At 68.0% G+C, this 21297-nt stretch carries 19 protein-coding genes and 1 tRNA gene; 10 read left to right on the top strand and 10 right to left on the bottom strand.

Features of this window, described 5'->3' with window-relative positions; all coding sequences use genetic code 11:
• Nucleotide 1 precedes the first annotated feature (1 nt).
• From RS83_RS16035 to RS83_RS16000, 8 genes are all read right to left on the bottom strand, one after another.
• Entirely contained in the window at nt 2-568 is a 567-nt protein-coding gene (locus RS83_RS16035; RefSeq protein ID WP_045280464.1) for a hypothetical protein, read from the bottom strand.
• Nucleotides 569-587: 19 nt separating this feature from the next.
• Nucleotides 588-1397, bottom strand: coding sequence for an inositol monophosphatase family protein (locus RS83_RS16030; protein ID WP_045280463.1), 810 nt, complete (start codon nt 1395-1397; stop codon nt 588-590).
• A gap of 458 nt (nt 1398-1855) precedes the next feature.
• A complete protein-coding gene (locus tag RS83_RS16025; protein WP_045280462.1) occupies nt 1856-2470 on the bottom strand; it encodes a hypothetical protein in 615 nt (204 codons plus the stop codon).
• A gap of 81 nt (nt 2471-2551) precedes the next feature.
• Nucleotides 2552-3394, bottom strand: coding sequence for a hypothetical protein (locus RS83_RS16020; RefSeq protein WP_045280461.1), 843 nt, complete (start codon nt 3392-3394; stop codon nt 2552-2554).
• Nucleotides 3395-3540: 146 nt separating this feature from the next.
• Nucleotides 3541-3613: transfer RNA gene (locus RS83_RS16015), tRNA-Lys, on the bottom strand.
• 99 nt (nt 3614-3712) lie between these two features.
• Nucleotides 3713-4942, bottom strand: a complete 1230-nt coding sequence (locus RS83_RS16010; RefSeq protein ID WP_045280460.1) for an MFS transporter — start codon at nt 4940-4942, stop codon at nt 3713-3715.
• Nucleotides 4939-5376: a MarR family winged helix-turn-helix transcriptional regulator gene (locus RS83_RS16005; protein ID WP_045280459.1), complete on the bottom strand. Its 438-nt coding sequence runs from the start codon at nt 5374-5376 to the stop codon at nt 4939-4941. The genes RS83_RS16010 and RS83_RS16005 overlap by 4 nt, the downstream gene beginning before the upstream one ends.
• A 57-nt stretch (nt 5377-5433) precedes the next feature.
• The gene (locus RS83_RS16000) at nt 5434-6219 is read right to left on the bottom strand and encodes an IclR family transcriptional regulator (protein WP_045280458.1); all 786 of its coding nucleotides are present in this window, start codon (nt 6217-6219) and stop codon (nt 5434-5436) included.
• A 102-nt stretch (nt 6220-6321) separates the two neighbouring features.
• Here RS83_RS16000 and RS83_RS15995 point away from each other — a divergent pair, with 102 nt between their 5' ends.
• From RS83_RS15995 to RS83_RS15985, 3 genes are read left to right on the top strand one after another with little or no spacing between them, the layout of a single operon-like run.
• A complete protein-coding gene (locus RS83_RS15995) occupies nt 6322-7110 on the top strand; it encodes a CoA transferase subunit A (protein ID WP_045280457.1) in 789 nt (262 codons plus the stop codon).
• A 1-nt stretch (nt 7111) separates the two neighbouring features.
• Nucleotides 7112-7783 carry a CoA transferase subunit B gene (locus RS83_RS15990; protein ID WP_197072142.1) on the top strand — a complete coding sequence of 224 codons (672 nt, stop codon included), beginning with the start codon at nt 7112-7114 and terminating at the stop codon, nt 7781-7783.
• Nucleotides 7776-8990 (top strand): acetyl-CoA C-acetyltransferase, encoded by a 1215-nt coding sequence (locus RS83_RS15985; RefSeq protein WP_045280456.1) that lies wholly within the window; start codon nt 7776-7778, stop codon nt 8988-8990. The genes RS83_RS15990 and RS83_RS15985 overlap by 8 nt, the downstream gene beginning before the upstream one ends.
• Before the next feature lie 21 nt (nt 8991-9011).
• Here the strand turns inward: RS83_RS15985 and RS83_RS15980 are convergent, their stop codons facing one another.
• Nucleotides 9012-9311, bottom strand: coding sequence for a hypothetical protein (locus RS83_RS15980; RefSeq protein ID WP_045280455.1), 300 nt, complete (start codon nt 9309-9311; stop codon nt 9012-9014).
• 218 nt (nt 9312-9529) lie between these two features.
• Here RS83_RS15980 and RS83_RS15975 point away from each other — a divergent pair, with 218 nt between their 5' ends.
• The 7 genes from RS83_RS15975 (at nt 9530) to ilvC (ending at nt 18360) form a co-directional block, all read left to right on the top strand.
• Nucleotides 9530-10777 carry an MFS transporter gene (locus tag RS83_RS15975; RefSeq protein WP_045280454.1) on the top strand — a complete coding sequence of 416 codons (1248 nt, stop codon included), beginning with the start codon at nt 9530-9532 and terminating at the stop codon, nt 10775-10777.
• Between the two features lie 100 nt (nt 10778-10877).
• A complete protein-coding gene (locus tag RS83_RS15970; protein ID WP_045280453.1) occupies nt 10878-12287 on the top strand; it encodes an alpha,alpha-trehalose-phosphate synthase (UDP-forming) in 1410 nt (469 codons plus the stop codon).
• A gap of 60 nt (nt 12288-12347) precedes the next feature.
• On the top strand, nt 12348-13145 hold the full coding sequence (gene otsB / locus RS83_RS15965; protein ID WP_045280452.1) for a trehalose-phosphatase: 798 nt from the start codon (nt 12348-12350) through the stop codon (nt 13143-13145).
• 9 nt (nt 13146-13154) lie between these two features.
• A complete protein-coding gene (gene ilvD, locus RS83_RS15960) occupies nt 13155-14873 on the top strand; it encodes a dihydroxy-acid dehydratase (protein WP_045280451.1) in 1719 nt (572 codons plus the stop codon).
• A 73-nt stretch (nt 14874-14946) separates the two neighbouring features.
• Nucleotides 14947-16749: an acetolactate synthase large subunit gene (locus RS83_RS15955; protein ID WP_045280450.1), complete on the top strand. Its 1803-nt coding sequence runs from the start codon at nt 14947-14949 to the stop codon at nt 16747-16749.
• Nucleotides 16750-16752: 3 nt separating this feature from the next.
• Complete coding sequence (gene ilvN, locus RS83_RS15950) at nt 16753-17262, top strand: acetolactate synthase small subunit (protein WP_045280449.1); 510 nt, start codon at nt 16753-16755, stop codon at nt 17260-17262.
• 69 nt (nt 17263-17331) lie between these two features.
• Nucleotides 17332-18360: a ketol-acid reductoisomerase gene (ilvC, locus tag RS83_RS15945; RefSeq protein WP_045280448.1), complete on the top strand. Its 1029-nt coding sequence runs from the start codon at nt 17332-17334 to the stop codon at nt 18358-18360.
• Between the two features lie 76 nt (nt 18361-18436).
• On the opposite strand, the gene RS83_RS15940 is transcribed toward ilvC, so the two are convergent.
• The gene (locus tag RS83_RS15940; protein WP_045280447.1) at nt 18437-21271 is read right to left on the bottom strand and encodes an FAD-binding and (Fe-S)-binding domain-containing protein; all 2835 of its coding nucleotides are present in this window, start codon (nt 21269-21271) and stop codon (nt 18437-18439) included.
• Nucleotides 21272-21297 lie beyond the last annotated feature (26 nt).

Raw genomic sequence — 21297 nt, 5'->3', positions numbered from 1 at the left:
TTCAGCCGTTCCATCCGATGAGTAGGAGGCTCTGCTTGGTGTCTGCGAGTTTCACCCAGCCGTCGTCGAAGAGGTAGGTCATGCCGTACCCGTCATCGTCGGTGCCCATCGAGAACCGGGGGTCCTCAGTGAAGTACGTCCCCTCGGGGCCGTCCTCTCGGGTCCACCCGGAGGCGAGCAGCGACGACTGCGCCTTCGTGGCGTCCTCTGGGCTGATCTCCGACCAGCCGTAGAGCTGTCCGTGGTCGGAGCCGACCGAGTAGTCCCCCCAGAAGCACAGCAGACCCTCCGTCAGTTCGACGTCACCGATCACGAACGCGGTGGGTTCGGCGGTCCAGCCGGCATCCGTGAGCGCCTGCACCGTGCCAGCCGAGATCATCGACTCGCAGGAGATCGGGGCGTCTGTCGCGGCCGGTGTCGGCGTGCTTGCCGGCGCCGCGCTCGGTTCGGAACGCGGCGACGTCGACGGCGACGTCGCCTCCTCGGGGGCGGCAGGGGCCGAGCACGCGGTCAGGGCGGCCAGCAGGAGCAGGGCTCCGGCTGCTGCTGACGTGGTGCGGCTTCTCATCGTTGGCCTCTGGGTCGGTTCACTCGTGCAGGAGCGTCAGGAATGCATCGTGGAGGATGCCGTTGGTTGCGAGTGTCGAGCGCGCCGAGATCGTCTCGACGCCGTCGAACGAGGTCATCCGGCCGCCGGCCTCGCGCACGATCGCCACTGCTGCAGCGATGTCGTACTCCTTGACGTCGAACTCGGCGACCATGTCGACCCGCCCTTCGGCGAGCAGCATGTACGCGTAGACATCGCCGTATGCACGGTCGCGCCAGACCCGGTCGGCGAGGGCGAGCAGCTGGTCGCGGTGACCGGAGGCGGTCCACTGTCCGATGCTCTGGAAGCTGACGCTGGCGTCGTCCAGTGAGGAGACTGCCGAGGTCTGCAGTCGGCGCGGTTCGGTCTGCGTGTTCGTCCAGGCGCCGGCGCCCGAGGATGCCCACCAGCGGCGTCCCAACGCGGGCATGCTGACCACGCCGACCTGCGGCACGCCATCGATCGCGAGGGCGATCATGGTGCCCCACAGGGGGACTCCGCGGAGGAAGTTCGCGGTGCCGTCGATCGGGTCGATGATCCACTGCCGGTGCGTGTCGCCCTCGGCGCCGAACTCCTCACCGAAGATGCCGTCATCCGGGCGCTCGACCGCGAGGATCTCGCGGATGGCACGCTCGGTGGCGAGATCGGCGTCCGTCACGTGCGAGTTGTCGGCCTTGGTCGAGATGACGAGATCGGCCGCGTCGAAGCGCGGGAACGACTGCGCGTCGGCGGCATCCGCGAGGCGGAGGGCGAGCGTCAGGTCGGCGTCATGGACTGGGGAAACGGCGTCGGCGCTGGGGGAGGCGGTCACGCACTCAGGATACGTCAGGCGTGCCCTGGCAGCATGCGGCGGCGTCACAGGGAGAAGCGCGGGGGAGCCTCTGCCTGAAAAGCAGAAAAGCCTCGATGACTGGCGAGAGTGACGTCGAATCTCGATCACGAAGACGCTCACGGTCAACGGCACGCGCGCTCCTATTATCGGAGAGACCCAAGACCCGTGCGGGCATCCGCGAGGCACCCATCCCGCCGCACCTCCCGGATGACCTTCGAACCCAGATCGGGAAGCGACCGAAGTCTGCACCCGTGTTCGGGAATTGAGAGAGCGAACCCGAGACCACCGCTGAGTCGCTGGATGGGCCACGCGAGCTGCCAGACGACCGTAGACGTCTATGGGCACCTACTCCAGACGAAGCCGAACGTGGACGTGCTGGACGACGTCATGCGCGCGGCCGAGGACTCGGTCGTCATCACTCCGCTGAGAAGACTTGGCTAGCGGCGGGGCGGACGTGGCGGGAGCGGATAACGCCATGTCTGCTCTTCACCTTCAGGAGCGTTGCGCCACTGAACAGTGATGGTCGAGTCTCGAGTGCCCATCGTCCGCACGGCCATGAACTGGATCCCTTCGCCGGGCTTCAGCTCCCCTTCACGCTGCCACTCGCCACCCTGGAGCATCGTCTCGTCTGCGGAGAGCACGACGTCGAAGGCGCTCGCCTCACCGGTGTTCTCGAGCAAATACATGTCGCCCTGGAAGTGAGTCAGCGACCAACTGACTTTCGTCGGGGCGGGCGCGCTTAAAACATGCAGATCGCCGACATTGATCCCGTCGGAGGCGAGCTTATCCAGCGCGTCCGCAATTCGCGTCATGGTGTCGATGGTGAGTCGGCTCGCGGCCTCAGAACGCTCGGATGCCGCTTGGCTGGCTGCGTCGGCACGCTCGGCCCTGTCCGCCTCGCCCTTGGCAAGCTTGAGGTCATTCTTCTGACCGCTCCGCGCGATCCAGATGGACGCGATGATACCGCCGAGGGTCACGAGCGCGATGGTGGCTTGAATCCAGACGTCCGCCATCGATACTGCGACGATCGCGTCGTCTACATCCATGCGCATGTGCTCATACTGCCCTAGCTCGCCGACACCCGTCCAGCTGGGGCGCAGGCCGCGAACGTAACTCCGCTACGGCCGGGCAGTCTAGGGGCGACGGGCGATAGCACCAGACGAGAACCACTGCACCAGCGGTACTGCCAGCATCACTGCCGCCTCAGCCTCAGCCTCAGCCTGTGTGTTAGGCGCCCAGTCCGGCTGGCCCGCGTGACGACCCTGACCTGCCCAGAGCATCTGCACCATGCCCAGGAGCACAGCTGTGCTCGGGTGGTCCTTGTGCTGCTTCTTGATATCGAGCGCCCAGTCTTTCTGATCACGCATCACCGCGAAAACTTTGCCGAGGGTCGCGTTCGGGTCGGACGGAATCACGGTCGGGATCGCAGCGGCCTCGACCGCGAGCACCGCTTGACGATAACCCGTCTCGGGCTTGGGGTCCACCCCGAAAACGGCGTGCCAAGCCTCCGAGAGCAGGGGGCCAGCGTGCCCCGGTGTTGACATCGCCGTGTCTGCGGCCTCCTGCACTCCCTCGGGAACGCGCTTCTCGAGACCAGCCAATCCGGCGCGTATGCCGATTTTCCACTCTGACCCACAGTCGAGGAGAATCCGATCCAAATCGCTGAGCGTGGAATCGTACTCAGCAGCCGTGAGCGTGTAGACCATGAAGTCCAGTAGTTGGATGTACTCGCTCGGATAGTCGTTGAGGTGTGATTCGAGCTGGCGGAAACCGTAGTCCTCCATCAGTCCGCTGTACAGGACGCCGGGTATGCGCCGCTTCTGGTCAAAGACGCGCAACACCTTGGCTTCGCGCGAACCCGTCGGCGTGATGAGCGGCTCCAACCACCCGGCCAGTGGGCGACGCATCCACATCGGGATACCAGAGACAAGGGCCGCCTGCTTCTCGGGAGTGCTGCCAATCGGATACCAAGCCATACGCCCATCCTCTCCGATGCGTCGAACCCTGCCCCACTGAGACACGCGCTGGTTTCGCGCTGTCGCCAAGTCAGCCGGTGCACCAGCATCAGAGGCAGGAAGCAGAAAAGCCTCGATGACTGGCGAGAGTCATCGAGGCTGATCCGTGCACCCCCTCGGACTTGAACCGAGAACCCACTGATTAAGAGTCAGTTGCTCTGCCGATTGAGCTAGAGGTGCGTGGCCTGGGAAGAACCCCGGCCGAGGAATTACATTACCAGTCGATCGACGGCATGTGAAATCGAGCTCGGCCAGTGTGCCTCCCGGGCGCGTCGCGGGTCAGGCCGCGTCGCCGATGAGGATCGCCTCGGCGTCTTCGACAGCGGCGTCAGCCGGCGCATCGTCGATGTGCGCGAGCACTTTACGGCCGAGGAACACCGTCAGGGCTGCCACCAGGACCGCGGCGGCAGCGAACAGGTAGGGCACCGTCGCGTTGGTCGCGTGCCACAGCAGTGCGGCGATCGGGGGAGCCATCGCCCCGCCGAGGAAGCGGACGGCGGAGTACGACGAGGATGCCACCGAGCGGGGGAGATCCGTCGCCTCCATCACGGCCTCGGTGAGCACGGTGTTCATCACGCCGAGGAGCAGACCGCCGACGACGATGCAGGCGACGAGGGCGCCGGCGCTGCCCACGACCAGGCCGGCGACGACGAGATCGACGGCGAGCAGCGGCAGGACGAGCAGGATGATGCGCGTGCGGGGCATCCGGCGCATCAGCACCGGCGCGACCCAGACACTCGTGACGGCGAGTGCGACGCCCCAGCCGAAGAACGTGAGACCGATGCCCATCGCGCCGAAGCCGAGCGGGAACGGCGAGAACGCCAGCAGCACGAAGAAGCCGATGTTGTAGAAGAGTGCGGCGACCGCCAGGATCGCGAGTGCTGGGCGACGCAGTGCCGTGAACGGCGCGGAGAACGCGATCGGCTTCCGCTCTTCGCGCGGGCCGCGCAGCAGCACGAGCACCGCGACGAAGGCGATGGCCATCAGGACGACCACGCCGAAGAACGGTCCGCGCCAGCTCTGCTCGCCGAGGAGACCGCCGAGAAGCGGGCCGATCGCGATGCCGAGGCCGAGCGCGGCCTCGTACAGGACGATCGCGGCGCTGCTGCCACCGGATGCCGCGCCCACGATGGTGGCGAGGGCGGTCGAGATGAAGAGTGCGTTGCCGAGACCCCAACCGGCGCGGAAACCGATCACGGCGTCGACGCTCCCGCTGATCGCGCACAGGAATGCGAACACGACGATCAGGCCGAGGCCGATCAGCAGGGTCGATTTCGCGCCGATGCGGCTCGAGATCCAGCTCGTCACGAGCATCGCGAGTCCGGTGACCAGAAGGTAGCTCGTGAAGAGCAGCTCGGTCTCGACCGGGCTCGCCTGCAGGGACTCCGCGATGGCCGGGAGGATCGGGTCGACCAGGCCGATGCCCATGAAGGCCACGACGCACGCGAATGCGACCGCCCAGACCTGCGCCGGCTGCTTCCAAGGGGATGCGGTGGGTGTGCCGCTCATCGGTGTGCTCCATCTCGTTCGGTGTCGGTGTGCGCTGCGAGGATCTCCGCAGCGCGGGTGATGGCGGCCCAGTCCTCGTCGCCCAGTCCGGCGAAGCGTGGGGCCAGCGTGTCGCGGAACTCCGCCCGCCAGGCGGTCAGCGCGGACGCTCCGGCCTTCGTGATGTCGACGACGATTCCGCGGGAGTCGGCGGCATCGGGGGAGCGGCTGACCAGCCCGTCACGTTCCAGCGTGCCGATCAGTCGCGTCATCCCCGGCTGCGTGGTGCGGGCCGCTTGGGCGAGCTCACCCACTCGTCGGCCGCCCTGCTGCTCGAGCAGGCTCAGGACGCGCCACTGGGCGGCTGGGGCTTCGTTACCGGCATCCTGCGCCGCGATGCGGGCAAGTGCATACGCGGAGAGGACGAGAGAGGGGATGACGTCAACACGTTCCATACCAAAGAGTATATACCTGTTGGTATGCAACGGTCGTGTCGTATGGATCCAGAGGTGTCAGCGCCGAGCGTTCGCGATGCGGGCCGAGAGCTCATGCGCGTGGGCGAGCAGCGTGCGACCGAGTTCGGCGATGCGCTCAGGGCCGAAGCGGAACGCCACGCCGGTCAAGCTCAGCGCCCATTCCGGACGGCCGGCGCGATCGAAGACGGCGGCCCCCATGCCCCAACTGCCCTCGACGATGAGCCCGGGGTTGATCGCATACCCGCGCCCCTTCGTCTCAGCGAGCCTGGTGCGCAGCGGGCCCTCGCGGTGCTGGCCGCCCCAGCTCTCCTCGAGCTCGGGATGGCGCTCGAGGTAGGCATCCACATCGTGGTCCGGCAGGAAGGCCAGGATCGCCAGTCCTGCACTCGCGACACCGAGAGGGAAGCGCACGCCCTCGCTCAACACGAACGAACGGATCGGGAATGACCCCTCCTCGCGGAGCAGGCAGACGGTCTCATCGGCGCGCCTCGCCGAGAAGAACGCGCTCTCCTCGGTCTTGACCGCGAGCGAGCGCACCAGGTCGCGGGCGAGCGCCGTGACGTCGTAGCGTGCTGCGGCCACGGTGCCCATCAGGAACAGCTCAGGCCCAGGCATCCAGCGGGTGCTGTCGTCGTCCCGGTCGACCAGGCCCTCAGCTCTGAGCGCGGTCAGCAAGCGATGCGCTGTGGAGCGGGAGAGGTCTGCGTCGCGTGCGAGTTCCTGCAGTGCTGCGCCACCCGGACCGCTTGCTGTCACGAGCCGGAGCAGGCGGGCGGCTCGGGCGATCGCCTGCGCTCCGGGCACGCTTCGATTTGGTTCCATAATGTGGACGCTAGCCCCCGGATCGACCACATCGCAAGAACCGGCTATCGCTCGCGGACGACACGGGGCGAGGCTGGAATCACACGGTTCGAAGGAGTGCGCGTGATCGACAAAGAATGGTCCACGGCGGCGGATGCTGTCGCCGACATCCCGGACGGGGCGTCGCTCGCGGTCGGAGGGTTCGGCCTCTCCGGCAACCCGATCGCGCTGATCGAGGCGTTGCTCGCGCAGGGCACCAGCGATCTGAGCGTCGTGAGCAACAACTGCGGCGTCGACGACTGGGGTCTCGGAGTGCTGCTCGGCGCCGGACGCATCCGGAAGATGACCTCGTCCTACGTCGGCGAGAACAAGGAGTTCGAGCGGCAGTTCCTCAGCGGCGAGCTGGAACTCGAGCTCACCCCGCAGGGCACGCTGGCCGAGAAGCTCCGGGCAGGCGGATCCGGCATCGCCGCGTTCTTCACGCAGACCGGTGTCGGCACACAGGTCGCCGAAGGTGGACTCCCGCGGCGTTACAGCCCAGACGGAACGATCGCGGTCGCATCGCCGCCCAAGGACGTGCGTTCGTTCGAGGTCGACGGCGAGAGCCGCGACTTCGTGCTGGAAGAGGCCATCACCACCGACTACGCGCTCGTGCACGCTCTGGTGGGCGACCGGCACGGCAACCTGATCTTCAACAAGGCGGCTCGCAACTTCAACCCGCTCGCGGCCATGGCCGGCCGGGTCTGCATCGCGCAGGTCGAACAGCTCGTCGAACCCGGGGAACTCGACCCCGACCGCATCCACCTCCCCGGGGTCTTCGTGCATCGGATCGTCGAGGTGGGCGTCGATATTCCCAAGCGCATCGAGCGGCGCACGGTCTCCGACCACGCAGCGGCGACGGAAGGAGCCTGAGATGGCACTCACTCGAGACGAGATGGCAGCCCGCGCAGCCGCAGAGCTGCAGGATGGCGCCTACGCGAACCTCGGCATCGGTCTGCCGACGCTCGTGCCCAACCACGTACCGGCAGGCGTGACCGTCGTGCTGCAGTCCGAGAACGGCATCCTCGGCGTCGGCCCGTATCCGAGCGAGGCGGCGGTCGACCCCGACCTCATCAACGCCGGCAAGGAGACCGTGACGGTGCTCCCGGGAGCCGCGTTCTTCGACTCGGCGACGAGCTTCGGCATGATCCGCGGCGGCAAGATCGATGCTGCGATCCTCGGCGCGATGCAGGTGTCGGCCGGCGGTGACCTGGCGAACTGGATGATCCCGGGCAAGATGGTCAAGGGGCCGGGTGGCGCGATGGACCTCGTCCATGGCGCCGGCCGGGTGATCGTGCTCATGGAGCACGTCGCCAAAGACGGCTCCGCCAAGATCGTGCACGAGTGCTCGTTGCCACTGACCGGCCGTGGCGTCGTCGATCGCATCATCACGGATCTTGCGGTCATCGATGTGACGGATGGAGGGCTCGTGCTCGTCGAGACGGCTCCAGGCGTCACGATCGATGACGTGATCGCGGCGACCGAGCCTCCGCTGACCGTCCACACCGAACTCAGGAATCAGAGCACAGGAGCGAACCATGGTTGAGGCAGTCATTGCTGAGAACGACGACACCGGCGCGGACATCGTCATCGTCGCAGCCGCGCGCACCCCGCAGGGACGGCTGAAGGGGCAGCTCGCCTCATTCACGGCGCCGCAGCTCGGTTCGTTCGCGATCGCGGGTGCGCTCGAGCAGGGGTCGATCGATCCGGCGGATGTCGACGCGGTCATCGTCGGGCAGGTGCTCGCCGCAGGTTCCGGGCAGAACGCTGCACGCCAGGCCGCGATCGGCGCGGGGATCGGTTGGGATGTCCCAGCGCACTCCGTCAACAAGGTGTGCTTGTCGGGGCTCACCGCGATCATCGACGCCGCGCGGATGATCCGCACCGGTGACGCGGAGGTCGTCGTCGCCGCGGGCATGGAATCGATGACGCGATCGCCGCACCTCCTGATGGGCTCGCGCGACGGTTGGGCCTACGGCAGCGTCGAGGTGCTCGATCACATGGCGTACGACGGACTCACCGATGCGTACGACCGGGAGAGCATGGGCGCCTCGACCGAGCGGCACAACGCCCGGTACGAACTCACCAGAGAGGCGCAGGATGCCGTCGCGGCGCGCTCGCACCAGCGGGCCGCCGCCGCGCAATCGGCTGGAGTCTTCGCCGACGAGATCGTCGAGGTGTCGGTACCGCAGCGTCGTGGCGAGCCGGTCGTCGTCACGGCCGACGAAGGCGTTCGTCCCGACACGACGGTCGAGACGCTCGGAGGCCTCCGCGCCGCCTTCGCGGAGGGCGGATCGATCACGGCAGGCAACTCCTCGCAGATCTCCGACGGCGCATCGGCGGTCGTCGTGACGTCGCGGGCGGTCGCCGCGGCGAAGGGCTGGTCGGTGCTGGTCACGGTCGGTGCGAGCGGCCAGACCGCCGGCCCCGACAACTCCCTGCAGGCGCAGCCCGCTCGCGCCATCGAACGCGCGTGCGAGAAGCAGGGGATCACGCCGGCCGACCTCGACCTCGTCGAGATCAACGAGGCATTCGGTGCCGTCGTGGCGCGGTCGCAGGTCGAACTCGGGCTCGACCCGGAGATCGTGAACATCCATGGCGGGGGAATCGCGATCGGACACCCGATCGGAGCATCCGGCAACCGCCTGGTGGTGCACATCGCGCACGAACTCGCGCGCCGTGGCAGCGGCACCGCTGCCGTCGGGCTCTGCGGAGGAGGCGGTCAGGGCGAGGCGCTGATCCTCACTCGCTGACTCGGCGAGGGGTGCGCGAGGTCAGGACCGCTTGCCCTGCGCGTGCCCCTGGGCGTCCGCCAGCGCCTTCTGCGAGCGGAACTGGAGACGCTGCGCCTTCTTCGACTTCTTGACCGACTGCGGGGAGTCGGCGTCGACTCGGGCGCCCCGGCGCTCGCGGTTCATGTCGACCGCTGCACCGACCGCGAGGGCCATGGTGATGCCCCAGCTCACCCAGGAGAGCGCGGCGCGCCACGTGATGGGTTCCTGACGGGTGCCACGCAGCAGCGAGATCCCGGCGGAGATCGCGGCGATGAGTCCGGTGCTGAAGAGGTAGCGCATGCTCCTACGGTACCCGCCAGCAGCTCGCGGTGTCCCGAGGCTTGACAACTGGCTGCGCATCCCAGAAGGTGACGCATTCCCAGGCGCTCGGGAGCGCCACGCGCTACCATGGGAGAGTCGCGGCTCGTCCGCGGCCGCACACCGTGTATCTACCGGCCGCCGGCATTCCGGCGGACAGCGGCGGCACCCGACACCGCGTCCGCGGGCGCGCGAGAGCCATGACACACACGCAGACCTCGGCCGAGCCGAGCCTCCTCCGCATCGCCGGATTCCCCTACTTCCTGATCGCGTTCATCGCGCGGCTTCCGTTCGCCATGATGGTGGTCGGCGTCCTGACCGTCGTCGTCTCCGCGAGGGGCTCGCTGTCGCTCGGCGGTCTCACCTCCGCGGCCGTCGGCCTCGGCACCGCCTGCTTCGGGCCGCTGCTCGGCGCCGCGGCCGACCGTTTCGGACAGCGCCTGGTGTTGAGCATCCTCGCCGTCGCCAACGGCTCGATGCTCGTGCTGTTCACAGTCGTCGTCTACGGAACGGCGGCTGATGCCTTCGTGCTCCTCGCCGCTGTCGGCATCGGTGCCACGGCGCCGCAGGTCGCACCGCTGTCGCGTTCGCGTCTGGTCACGATCATCCGCGATCGGATGCCCGAGCAGCAGCGCGCGAAGACCGTCTCCGGCACCATGGCGTACGAATCAGCGGCGGATGAGACCGTCTTCGTCTTCGGTCCGTTCATCGTCGGCATCCTCGCCTCCGTGATCGCTCCGTGGGCGCCGCTCGTCGGAGCGGCCGTGCTCACCGTCGTGTTCGTCGGCGCGTTCGCCCTCCATCCCAGCGGGCGTCACGTCTCCAAGGACAGGGGAGAAGACGGCAAGGCGCTCTCATCGGTCTCCGAGCTGTTCCGCCCGCAACTGCTCGTCGTGATCCTCGGCATCCTCGGTGTCGGCATGTTCTTCGGCACGATGCTCACCTCGCTGACCTCGTTCATGGCGGATCGCGGTGCTGCCGAGCAGGCCGGGCTCCTCTACGGCGTCATGGGCGTCGGCTCAGCGCTGCTCGCGCTCGGTGTCGCCTGGCTGCCGCCCGCGTTCTCGCTGCGGGCGCGCTGGCTCGTCTTCTCCGGCATCCTGCTCAGCGGCTCATTGCTCCTCGGCCTCGTCGACTCACCCGCGATGATGATGCTCGCCCTGGCCATCATGGGCATCGGCATCGGCCCGACGCTCGTAACGCAGTACAGCTTCGGCGCTGCGCTCAGCCCGCTGGGTCGCTCGGCGACCGTCATGACGATGCTCGGATCCGGGATCGTCGTCGGCCAGTCCATCGGTGCGGCAATCGCGGGCGAGATCTCCGAGAACGTCGGCACCTCGGCGGCGCTCGTGCTGCCGATGTTCGCTGCCGCCGTCGCGTTCGGCGCGGGCATCGTGAACTGGGTCCTGAGCAACCCGCGTCGTCGTCGGCACACCGTCACGGCGTGACTGGCCACCGCCGGGCGCCTTCCTCGATAGCCTGGGGTGATCCCCGGTGCGAGGAGTGATCCTCGACAGCCCGGGGTGAACCCCGGTGTAAGGAGTCCTCTTGGTCGCTGCAGAATTCGTGGTGGTCGCCAATCGACTTCCGGTCGACAGAGTCGAAGGTCCAGACGGCGAGGAGCACTGGCGCGTGTCGCCGGGCGGGCTCGTCGCAGCACTCGAGCCGATGATGCGTCGCGTGCACGGAGCCTGGGTCGGCTGGGCAGGTCAACCTGACCTCGACGTCGCCCCGTTCGAGCACGACGGCATCCACCTCATCCCGGTCTCGCTCAGCGCAGCCGAGGTCGCCGAATACTACGAGGGCTTCGCCAACGACACGATCTGGCCGCTCTACCACGACGTGATCGCACCGCCGCAGTTCCACCGGGAATGGTGGGACGCCTATGTCACGGTGAACCGCCGCTTCGCCGAGGCCGCGGTCGCCGCCGTCGGCGAGAACGGCACGGTGTGGGTGCACGACTACCAGCTGCAGCTCGTGCCGCAGATGGTGCGCGAGCTGCGCCCTGACGTCACGATCGGCTACTTCCACCACATCCCGTTCCCCGCACACGGTCTCTACGCGCAGCTGCCGTGGCGCGACCAGGTGCTGCGCGGGCTGCTGGGCGCCGACGTGATCGGGTTCCAGCGCGTCCAGGATGCGACCTACTTCCTCACCGCCGTCAAGCGCCGACTGCGGTACGAGGTCAAGGGCTCGCACGTCGCGGTTCCCGACGATCAGGGCGGCACGCGGACGGCGCTCGCGAAGGCGTTCCCGATTTCGATCGACACCGCGCCCTACCTCGAGCTCGCAGAGCGCGAGGACATCAAGGCGCGGGCGATCGAGATCCGCGAGAGCCTCGGCAACCCCGATCGCATCCTGCTCGGCGTCGACCGGCTCGACTACACCAAGGGCATCCGCCACCGCATCAAGGCTTACGGGGAGCTGCTCGCCGAGGGTCGTCTGAAGGTCGAGAACGTCACGCTCGTGCAGGTCGCGAGTCCGAGCCGCGAGCGCGTCGACGCCTATGTGCATCTGCGCGATGAGATCGAGCTCGCGGTGAGCCGTATCAACGGCGACACCGACACGATGGGGCACACGGCGATCCGCTACCTGCACCAGGGGTACCCGCGCGAGGAGATGGTGGCGCTGTACCTCGCCGCCGACGTGATGCTCGTCACCGCGCTCCGCGACGGCATGAACCTCGTGGCGAAGGAGTACGTCGCGACCCGAGCCGACAACCGCGGCGTGCTGGTGCTCAGCGAGTTCACCGGCGCGGCGGATGAGCTGCGGCAGGCGGTGCGCGTGAACCCTCACGACATCGAAGGCGTCAAGGAAGCGATCATGACCGCGGTCGAGATGCCGCCGGCCGAGCAGTCCAAGCGCATGCGCTCGCTGCGACGGCGGGTGCTCGACAACGATGTGAACGCCTGGTCCTCGTCATTCCTCGCCGCGCTCGACGAGGTGCACCCGCACTGAATCCGATGGCCGTCCGCGCACGGCCATACTGGAGACGACCCCCCTGAGAATGGAGACCCTGTGACGCGCCAGTGGACCCCCGGTGAGACCGACGACGACCTGCAGGCGATCGCCCGCACCGAGCGACTGGTCGTCGCTCTCGACTTCGATGGCACGGCTTCCCCGCTCGTTCCCGACCCGATGGCCGCGCGAGCGCTGCCTGAGGTGGCGACCCAGGTCGCGCGGCTCGCCGCCATGCCGAACACGGTCGTCGCCTACGTCTCGGGCCGCAGCCTGCACGACCTCCGCATCATCACCGAGCACGACGACGACTCCGTGATCGTCCTCGCGGGCTCCCACGGAGCGCAGTACTGGTTCCCCGGCGAAGGCGAGGCGGATGCCACGGGTGAGGCCACCGAGGAAGGCGCGCGCGAGGCGCTCTGGGATGCAGCGCGTCCGATCATCGAGCGCTACGAGGGCGCCGAATTCGAGCCCAAGACGTTCGGCATGGGCGTGCACACCCGCCGCGCGGACCGTGACGTCGAGAAGCAGGTCTTCGCCGAGATCGACGCGCTGGTCGCAGAGCGGTTCCCGCACTGGCGCCGACGTGCCGGCCACCGCGTGCTGGAGTTCTCGTCCCGCACCGAGGGCAAGGACACCGCGATGGCTGCGCTCCGCCAGAAGTTCGACGCGACCGGCATCCTGTTCGCCGGCGATGACGTGACCGACGAGGACGGCATCCGCGTGCTCGGAGCCGGCGATCTCGGCGTGCGGGTCGGGCCGGGGGAGAGCCACGCCGCCCTGCGTGTGGAGAATCCACAACAGATGGCACAGCTTCTGGAGGCGCTCGCGGACGAGCGGGCCGCGGCGCAGGAATAGACTTCCTGCATGTCCTCGAACGAGTCGGCCCCCAGCGCGCCCATCGACATCAAGCCCCGGAGCCGCGTCGTCACCGACGGCATCGAGGCCACGACCTCCCGCGGCATGCTCCGCGCCGTCGGGATGGGCGACGCCGACTGGGAGAAGCCGCAGATCGGCATCGCGTCCAGCTGGAACGAGATCACCCCCTGCAACCTGAGCCTGGACCGCCTCGCGCAGGGTGCCAAGGAGGGCGTGCACTCCGGTGGCGGGTACCCGCTGCAGTTCGGCACCATCTCCGTCTCGGACGGCATCTCGATGGGGCACGAGGGCATGCACTTCTCGCTCGTCTCGCGCGAGGTCATCGCCGACTCGGTCGAGACCGTGATCATGGCCGAGCGCCTCGACGGCACGGTGCTCCTCGCCGGCTGCGACAAGTCGATCCCGGGCATGCTCATGGCCAGCGCCCGTCTCGGTCTCTCGAGTGTCTTCCTCTACGCCGGCTCGATCGCGCCGGGCTGGGTCAAGCTCTCGGACGGAACCGAGAAGGAGATCACGATCATCGACTCCTTCGAGGGTGTCGGCGCATGCCGTGCGGGTCGGATGACCGAAGAGGACCTCAAGCGCATCGAATGCGCCTTCGCGCCCGGTGAGGGAGCGTGCGGCGGCATGTACACCGCCAACACCATGGCGTCCGTGGCCGAGGCACTCGGCCTCAGCCTGCCCGGTTCTGCGGCTCCGCCCTCTGCCGACCGACGCCGCGACTACTTCGCGCACCGCTCCGGCGAGGCCGTCGTGAACCTGCTCCGCCAGGGGATCACGACCAAGGACATCCTGACGAAGGAGTCCTTCGAGAACGCGATCGCGATCGCCATGGCACTGGGCGGTTCGACCAACGTCGTGCTCCACCTGCTCGCGATCGCCCGTGAAGCCGAGATCGACCTCGACCTGCACGACTTCAACCGCATCGGCAGCAAGACGCCCCACGTCGCCGACATGAAGCCCTTCGGCAAGTACGTCATGAACGACGTCGATCGCCACGGCGGCATCCCGGTGCTCATGAAGGCGATGCTCGACGAGGGGCTGCTGCACGGCGATGCACTCACCGTCACCGGCAAGACCGTCGCCGAGAACCTTCGCGATTTGAACCCCGCCCCGGTCGACGGCGACGTCATCCACACCTTCGACAACCCGATCCACGCCTCCGGCGGCATCACGATCCTGCACGGATCGTTCGCTCCGGAAGGCGCGGTCGTGAAGTCCGCCGGCTTCGACGCCGACGTGTTCGAAGGCCCTGCCCGAGTGTTCGAGCGCGAGCGCGGTGCGATGGACGCGCTGGCCAACGGCGAGGTCAAGGCCGGCGATGTCGTGGTCATCCGCTACGAGGGCCCGAAGGGCGGACCCGGTATGCGCGAGATGCTCGCGATCACCGCGGCCATCAAGGGCGCTGGACTCGGAAAAGATGTACTACTCTTGACGGACGGACGATTCTCAGGCGGCACAACCGGCCTGTGCATCGGCCACATAGCACCCGAAGCGGTGGACGCAGGTCCCATCGCCTTCGTGCGCGATGGTGATCTGATACGGGTCGATATCGCAGCTCGCTCTCTCGACCTACTCGTCGACGAGGCGGAGCTCGCCTCCCGCCGTTCCGGCTGGGAGCCGCTTCCCCCGCGCTATACCCGTGGCGTTCTTGCCAAGTACTCGCGCCTCGTGCGGTCCGCCGCCGAGGGAGCGACCACAGGCTGACACCCTTCGACAGATGCAGGACCGAGTTCCGTGCTCGGCCAGGCCTCGCCACAGATCACGATGAAGGAACCCCATGACCGCTGAATCCGCGTCGGCCGTGCCGCGGCCGCCATCCCGCCAATCCACCGCTCCTGAGCTCACCGGCGCAGAGGCCGTCGTCCGCTCGCTCGAGCTCCTCGGGGTGACCGATGTGTTCGGTCTTCCCGGTGGTGCTGTGCTGCCGCTCTACGACACCCTGATGGGTGACAACCAGTTGCGCCACATCCTGGTGCGTCACGAGCAGGGCGCCGGGCACGCAGCCGAGGGCTATGCCGCAGCATCCGGCAAGGTCGGCGTCGCCATCGCGACCTCAGGTCCCGGTGCGACGAACCTCGTCACCGCGATCGCCGACGCCTACATGGACTCGGTGCCGCTGCTGGCGATCACCGGCCAGGTCTTCTCGACGCTGATGGGCACCGACGCCTTCCAGGAGGCCGACATCGTCGGCATCACGATGCCGATCACGAAGCATTCCTTCCTCGTGAAGGATGCCGCAGACATCCCCGCTGCGATCGCGGCAGCATACGAGATCGCTTCGACCGGTCGCCCGGGCCCCGTGCTCGTGGACATCACCAAGGATGCGCAGCAGAACTCGGCGCCGTTCGTCTGGCCGCCGAAGATCGACCTCCCCGGCTACCGCCCCGTGACCAAGGCGCACGGCAAGCAGATCCAGGCTGCAGCCGCGCTGCTCGCGGCTGCGAAGAAGCCGGTGCTGTACGTCGGTGGCGGCGTGATCCGCGGCCGCGCGTCGAAGGAGCTGCTCCAGCTCGCCGAGGCGACCGGTGCGCCCGTCGTGACGACGCTGATGGCACGAGGCGCGTTCCCCGATTCGCACGAGCAGCACCTGGGCATGCCCGGCATGCACGGCACGGTGCCCGCGGTGCTCGCGCTGCAGGAGTCCGACCTGCTCATCTCGCTCGGCGCACGATTCGACGACCGCGTCACCGGCAAGGCCAGCCTGTTCGCGCCGAATGCCAAGGTCGTGCACGTCGACATCGACCCTGCCGAGATCTCGAAGATCCGCACCGCCGACGTCCCGATCGTCGGCGACGTCCGCGACGTGCTGGTCGACCTCGAGGCGGCGTTCCGCACCGCGATCGGCGATGCGACGCCGGACACCGAGGAGTGGTGGTCGTACCTGAACGGGCTTCGTGCCGAGTTCCCCCTGGGATACGCGCCGTCCAGCGATGGTCTGCTCGCACCGCAGTACGTCATCAAGCGCATCGGCGAGCTCACCGGGCCTGAGGGCGTCTTCGCCTCTGGCGTCGGCCAGCACCAGATGTGGGCCGCGCAGTTCATCAAGTACGAGCGCCCCAATGCCTGGCTCAACTCCGGTGGAGCGGGCACCATGGGCTACTCGGTGCCTGCGGCGATGGGCGCCAAGGTCGCAGAGCCCGACCGCGCTGTGTGGGCGATCGACGGTGACGGCTGCTTCCAGATGACCAACCAGGAACTCGCGACCTGCGCGATCAACAACATCCCGATCAAGGTCGCGATCATCAACAACTCCTCGCTCGGCATGGTGCGCCAGTGGCAGACGCTGTTCTACGACGGACGCCACTCGAACACCGACCTGAACACGGGGCACGGCACCGTCCGCATCCCCGACTTCGTGAAGCTCGCCGAGGCGTACGGCTGCCTCGCGATCCGCGTGGAGAAGGAGGACGAGGTGGATGCAGCCATCCAGCTCGCCCTCGACACCAACGACCGCCCCGTCGTGATCGACTTCGTCGTGAGCGCCGATTCCATGGTGTGGCCGATGGTTCCCCAGGGCGTCAGCAACAGCTATGTCCAGTACGCGCGCGACCACGCGCCGACGTTCGACCAGGAGGCCTGAGCCATGTCGACCCACGTGCTGAGCCTGCTGGTGGAGAACACCCCAGGCCTGCTCACCCGAGTCGCCGGGCTGTTCGCCCGACGCGGCTTCAACATCGACTCGCTCGCGGTCGGCGTGACCGAGGTGCCCGGCATCTCGCGGATCACGGTCGTCGTCGATGTCGAAGACCTGCCCCTCGAGCAGGTGACGAAGCAGCTCAACAAGCTGATCAACGTCATCAAGATCGTCGAGCTCGACTTCCCGACGTCGGTGCAGCGCGAGCACATGCTCGTGAAGGTGCGCACCGATAACTCGACCCGGTCGAACGTGATCGAGGTCGCCAACCTGTTCCGCGCGTCCGTCGTGGACTACGCCTCGGATGCGCTGGTCATCGAGGTGACCGGCGACAAGGGCAAGATCGACGCGCTGCTGCGTGCGCTCGAGCCCTTCGGCATCAAGGAGATCGCGCAGTCCGGGCTGCTCGCCATCGGGCGCGGCGGTAAGAGCATCACCGAGCGCGTCCTGCGCGGCTGACACCAACTTCCCTGGGGTCCCGAACATGTCGACGGCCCCGACAAAACCACGAACAAGGAGAAACACACTGTGAGCACCGAGATCTTCTACGACGCAGACGCCGACCTGTCCCTGATCCAGGGCAAGAAGGTCGCGATCGTCGGGTACGGATCGCAGGGTCACGCCCACGCGCAGAACCTGCGCGACTCGGGCGTCGAGGTCGCCATCGCGCTCAAGGAGGGCTCCAAGTCCGCCCCGAAGGCTGAAGAGGCCGGCTTCCCCGTGAAGACCGTCGCCGAGGCGACCGAGTGGGCCGACGTCATCATGATCCTGGCGCCGGACCAGCACCAGCGCATCATCTACAGCGAGTCGATCGCCCCGAACCTGACCGCGGGCAAGACCCTCGCCTTCGCGCACGGCTTCAACATCCGCTTCGGCTACATCGACGCTCCTGAGGGCGTCGACGTGATCCTGGTCGCTCCGAAGGCCCCCGGTCACACGGTTCGTCGCGAGTTCGTCGCCGGTCGCGGCATCCCGGACATCATCGCGGTCGAGCAGGACGCTTCCGGCAAGGCCTGGGACCTCGCGCTCTCGTACGCGAAGGCGATCGGCGGCACCCGCGCCGGCGTCATCAAGACCACCTTCACCGAAGAGACCGAGACCGACCTCTTCGGCGAGCAGGCAGTGCTCTGCGGTGGCGTCAGCCACCTCGTGCAGGCCGGATTCGAGACCCTCACCGAGGCCGGCTACCAGCCGCAGATCGCCTACTTCGAGGTGCTGCACGAGCTGAAGCTCATCGTCGACCTGATGTGGGAGGGCGGCATCGCCAAGCAGCGCTGGTCGATCTCCGACACCGCCGAGTTCGGCGACTACGTCTCCGGCCCGCGCGTCATCGACGCTCGCGTCAAGGAGAGCATGCAGGGCGTCCTCGCGGACATCCAGTCCGGTGCCTTCGCGAAGCGTTTCATCGACGACCAGGACAACGGCGCCGAGGAGTTCCTGGCGCTGCGCGCCAAGGAGGAGCAGCACCCGATCGAGGTGACCGGCAAGGAGCTGCGTTCGCTCTTCGCATGGAAGCAGCAGGACGAGGACTACGTCGACGGCAGCGCTGCGCGCTGATCTGATCCGCTGATCTGAACCACGAAGAACGGGCGTCCCGCGAGGGGCGCCCGTTCTTTCGTCGTCCGGCCTCGTGTCAGCCGCGCGTGAGCTCCTCGAGCACCTCGATCACGTGGCGGTAGGGCTGACCGGTCGCCCGGGTCATGCCGATCTCGCAGGTGCGGTTCGCCGACACGAACGCGTCGAAGCCGCCGCGGTCGGCATCCGCGGCGCGGACCTCGGCCGACTCGACCTCGGTCGCGCTGGCCGTGAGCTCCGGGTGCAGCATGCCGCGGTCTCCCGCGAAGGCGCAGCATCCCCAGCCGTCCGGCACGAACACATCGGATGCCACGGCCGCGGCGATCTCGGTGAGCGCCCCGCTCGCTCCCAGCGCAGTCGTCGAGCAGGTCGGATGGACCGCGACGCTGTCGAGCTTGGACGACACCGTCACGCGGGGGAGCACCTCTCTGGCGATGTAGGTCGTCGCGTCCTCGATCACGAGGTCGGCGTACTCGGGGTACTCGACGAGGGACTTCGCGAGCATGGTGTGCAGGCCCTCGGTGCAGGACGCCGCGTCGCACACGACCGGCAGCTCGCCGTGCCGGCTGGCGGACCATAGCGAAGCGAGCACGCGCTCCGTCATCCGGTCGTAGCCGGCGAGATGGCCCTTCGACTTCCACGGGGTGCCGCAGCACATCCCGCCGGTGTCGTCAGGGATCACGACGGCGATCCCGGCACGGTCGAGCAGCGCGCGCACCGCGTCCCGGGAACCCAAGCCATGTCCCTCGGCGCCGAACATCGTGCCGATGCAGGCGCCGAAGAACACCGCACCGGCATCCGTCGGATTCTGCGCCGCCGGCGCCTTGCTGCCGCCTCGGGGGAGTCCGCCGTCGTACAGCGGCACGGTGTCTGCGCCGAGGACCGCACGGCCGAGCTGCGTGACGCCCTTCACCAGCGGTGCGGGCATCGCGGCTGCGAATGAGAGCGCAGTGCCGCCGATGCGCGTCACGGCGCCCCATCCCTTCGCTGCGGCATCCCACGCCGCGTCTTCGACCTTCGACGACTCCTCGGCGCGCAGCCGACGCACCAGGTCGCCCGTGTTGATGTCGACCGGGCAGGCCACGCCGCACATGCCGTCGACGGCGCACGTCTGCACGCCGTCGTAGTCGTAGTCCGACCGCAGGTCCGCCAGCAGCTCGGTGTCGCCCTGCTCCTCGGCCCAGGCCATGTCGCGGCGGATCACGATGCGCTGCCGAGGCGTGAGTGTGATGCTCTTGCTCGGACACGTCGGCTCGCAGTAGCCGCACTCCACGCAGCGGTCGACCTCCGACTCGACGGTCGGCACGCGCTTCAGATCCTTGAGGTACGAGTCCGGGTCGTCGGACAGCACGACGCCGGGGTTGAGGATGAGGTCCGGATCGAACAGCCGCTTGATCGCCCACATCATGTCGGTGAGCGCATCGCCGTACTGCCGTCGCACGAACGGCGCCATGATGCGCCCGGTGCCGTGCTCGGCCTTGAGCGACCCCTGCTGGCCCAGCACCAACTCGACCAGGTCGTCGGTGAAGCGGCGGTATCTGGCGACGCTCGCGGGGTCGTCGAAGCGCTCGTTCAGCAGGAAGTGGACGTTGCCGTCCTTGGCGTGCCCGAAGATGACGGAGCCTTCGTACCCGTGCTCTGCGAAGAGCTCGATCAGGCGCTCGCAGGTGACGAGCAGGCGGTCGACCGGGACGACGATGTCCTCGAGCAGCGCCGTCGTCCCTGACGGGCGTGCGCCTGCGACAGCCGTGTACAGCCCCTTCCGCACGTGCCAGAGCGCCGCGCGCTCTGCGGCATCCGTCGTGAGGCGTGGGGCGACGGCGAGCGGCAGTGAGTCGAAGTGCTGCTGCGCGGCGGTGCGGGCCTCGGCCAGGGCGTCGGTGTCTCGGGCGTGCACTTCGACGAGCAGCGCCGCATGGTCGACGACCTCGATCTCGGCGATCGTCTCAGGTACGTCGCTGAGCCCCTGCGCGACTCGCAACGAGGCGGCGTCGAGCAGCTCGATGGTCGCCAGTCCGAGCTCGGTCAGCGCGGGGAGCGCGGTCATCGCGTCGGAGAGCGTCTCGAACACGAGCAGTCCGGTGGCGATCGACGGGCGAACCTCGATCGTGCGGAACCGAGCCTCGGCCACGAAGGCGAGCGTGCCCTCCGAGCCGATGATGAGGTGCTCGAGGATCCGGACCGGATCGTCGAAGTCGAGCAGTGCGTTCAGGCCGTAGCCCATCGTGTTCTTCATTGAGAACTGCTGCCGCAGGAACGCCACGTGCTCCGGGTCGGCCAGCAGGCGGGCGCGCTGTGTGAGCAGGCCGTCGGCGAGCTCGGGTTCGGCGGCTCGGAGCAGCGCATTCGCCTCCGGGTGCGCGGTGTCGAGGATCGTGCCGCTCGGCAGCACGACCAGCATCGACTCGATGGTCTGGTACGAGTTCTCGGTGATGCCACAGGCCATGCCGCTGGAGTTGTTCGCCACGACGCCGCCGATCGTGCAGGCGATCTCGCTCGCCGGGTCGGGGCCGAGCTTGCGGCCATGGCGGACGAGGCGGGTGTTGACCTGACGCACCGTCGCGCCAGGGCCCACGCGGACGCTCGCGCCGCCGTTCTCCACGGCGATGTGCCGGAAGTGGCTGCGCGTGTCGACCAGGATGTCACCGCTCACGCTCTGCCCCGACAAGCTCGTGCCGCCGGAGCGGAATGTCATGGTGCGCCCGGCCGCGCGCACAGCGGTGAAGGCGCGGGCGACGCCCTCAGCGTCCGCCGGCGACAGCACGGCATCCGGGATCAAGAGGTAGTGCGAGGCGTCGTGCGCTCGGGCGAATCGATCGATCGAGCGCGTGTGGATCTGCGTCGCCTCGCCGAGGAGGGCGGCGTCGAGCGGGTCGGCGAGGGTGGTGGGCACAGTGTCCTCCAGGGATGGCGCAACAG

Origin of the sequence: Microbacterium oxydans (assembly GCF_000956525.1) — a bacterium.
In the GTDB taxonomy this organism is placed as follows: domain Bacteria; phylum Actinomycetota; class Actinomycetes; order Actinomycetales; family Microbacteriaceae; genus Microbacterium; species Microbacterium oxydans_A.
This window is presented reverse-complemented; position numbering and strand designations above follow the sequence as displayed.

Bases quoted from the DNA above. Each gene is read 5' to 3' on its own strand.
- RS83_RS16035 (WP_045280464.1), bottom strand. From the start codon at position 568: ATGAGAAGCCGCACCACGTCAGCAGCAGCCGGAGCCCTGCTCCTGCTG.
- RS83_RS15985 (WP_045280456.1), top strand. From the start codon at position 7,776: ATGGTTGAGGCAGTCATTGCTGAGAACGACGACACCGGCGCGGACATC.
- ilvN (WP_045280449.1), top strand. From the start codon at position 16,753: ATGTCGACCCACGTGCTGAGCCTGCTGGTGGAGAACACCCCAGGCCTG.
- RS83_RS15955 (WP_045280450.1), top strand. From the start codon at position 14,947: ATGACCGCTGAATCCGCGTCGGCCGTGCCGCGGCCGCCATCCCGCCAA.
- RS83_RS16010 (WP_045280460.1), bottom strand. From the start codon at position 4,942: ATGAGCGGCACACCCACCGCATCCCCTTGGAAGCAGCCGGCGCAGGTC.
- ilvD (WP_045280451.1), top strand. From the start codon at position 13,155: ATGTCCTCGAACGAGTCGGCCCCCAGCGCGCCCATCGACATCAAGCCC.
- RS83_RS15975 (WP_045280454.1), top strand. From the start codon at position 9,530: ATGACACACACGCAGACCTCGGCCGAGCCGAGCCTCCTCCGCATCGCC.
- RS83_RS16000 (WP_045280458.1), bottom strand. From the start codon at position 6,219: ATGGAACCAAATCGAAGCGTGCCCGGAGCGCAGGCGATCGCCCGAGCC.
- RS83_RS16005 (WP_045280459.1), bottom strand. From the start codon at position 5,376: ATGGAACGTGTTGACGTCATCCCCTCTCTCGTCCTCTCCGCGTATGCA.
- RS83_RS16025 (WP_045280462.1), bottom strand. From the start codon at position 2,470: ATGCGCATGGATGTAGACGACGCGATCGTCGCAGTATCGATGGCGGAC.
- RS83_RS15980 (WP_045280455.1), bottom strand. From the start codon at position 9,311: ATGCGCTACCTCTTCAGCACCGGACTCATCGCCGCGATCTCCGCCGGG.
- RS83_RS16020 (WP_045280461.1), bottom strand. From the start codon at position 3,394: ATGGCTTGGTATCCGATTGGCAGCACTCCCGAGAAGCAGGCGGCCCTT.
- RS83_RS15990 (WP_197072142.1), top strand. From the start codon at position 7,112: ATGGCACTCACTCGAGACGAGATGGCAGCCCGCGCAGCCGCAGAGCTG.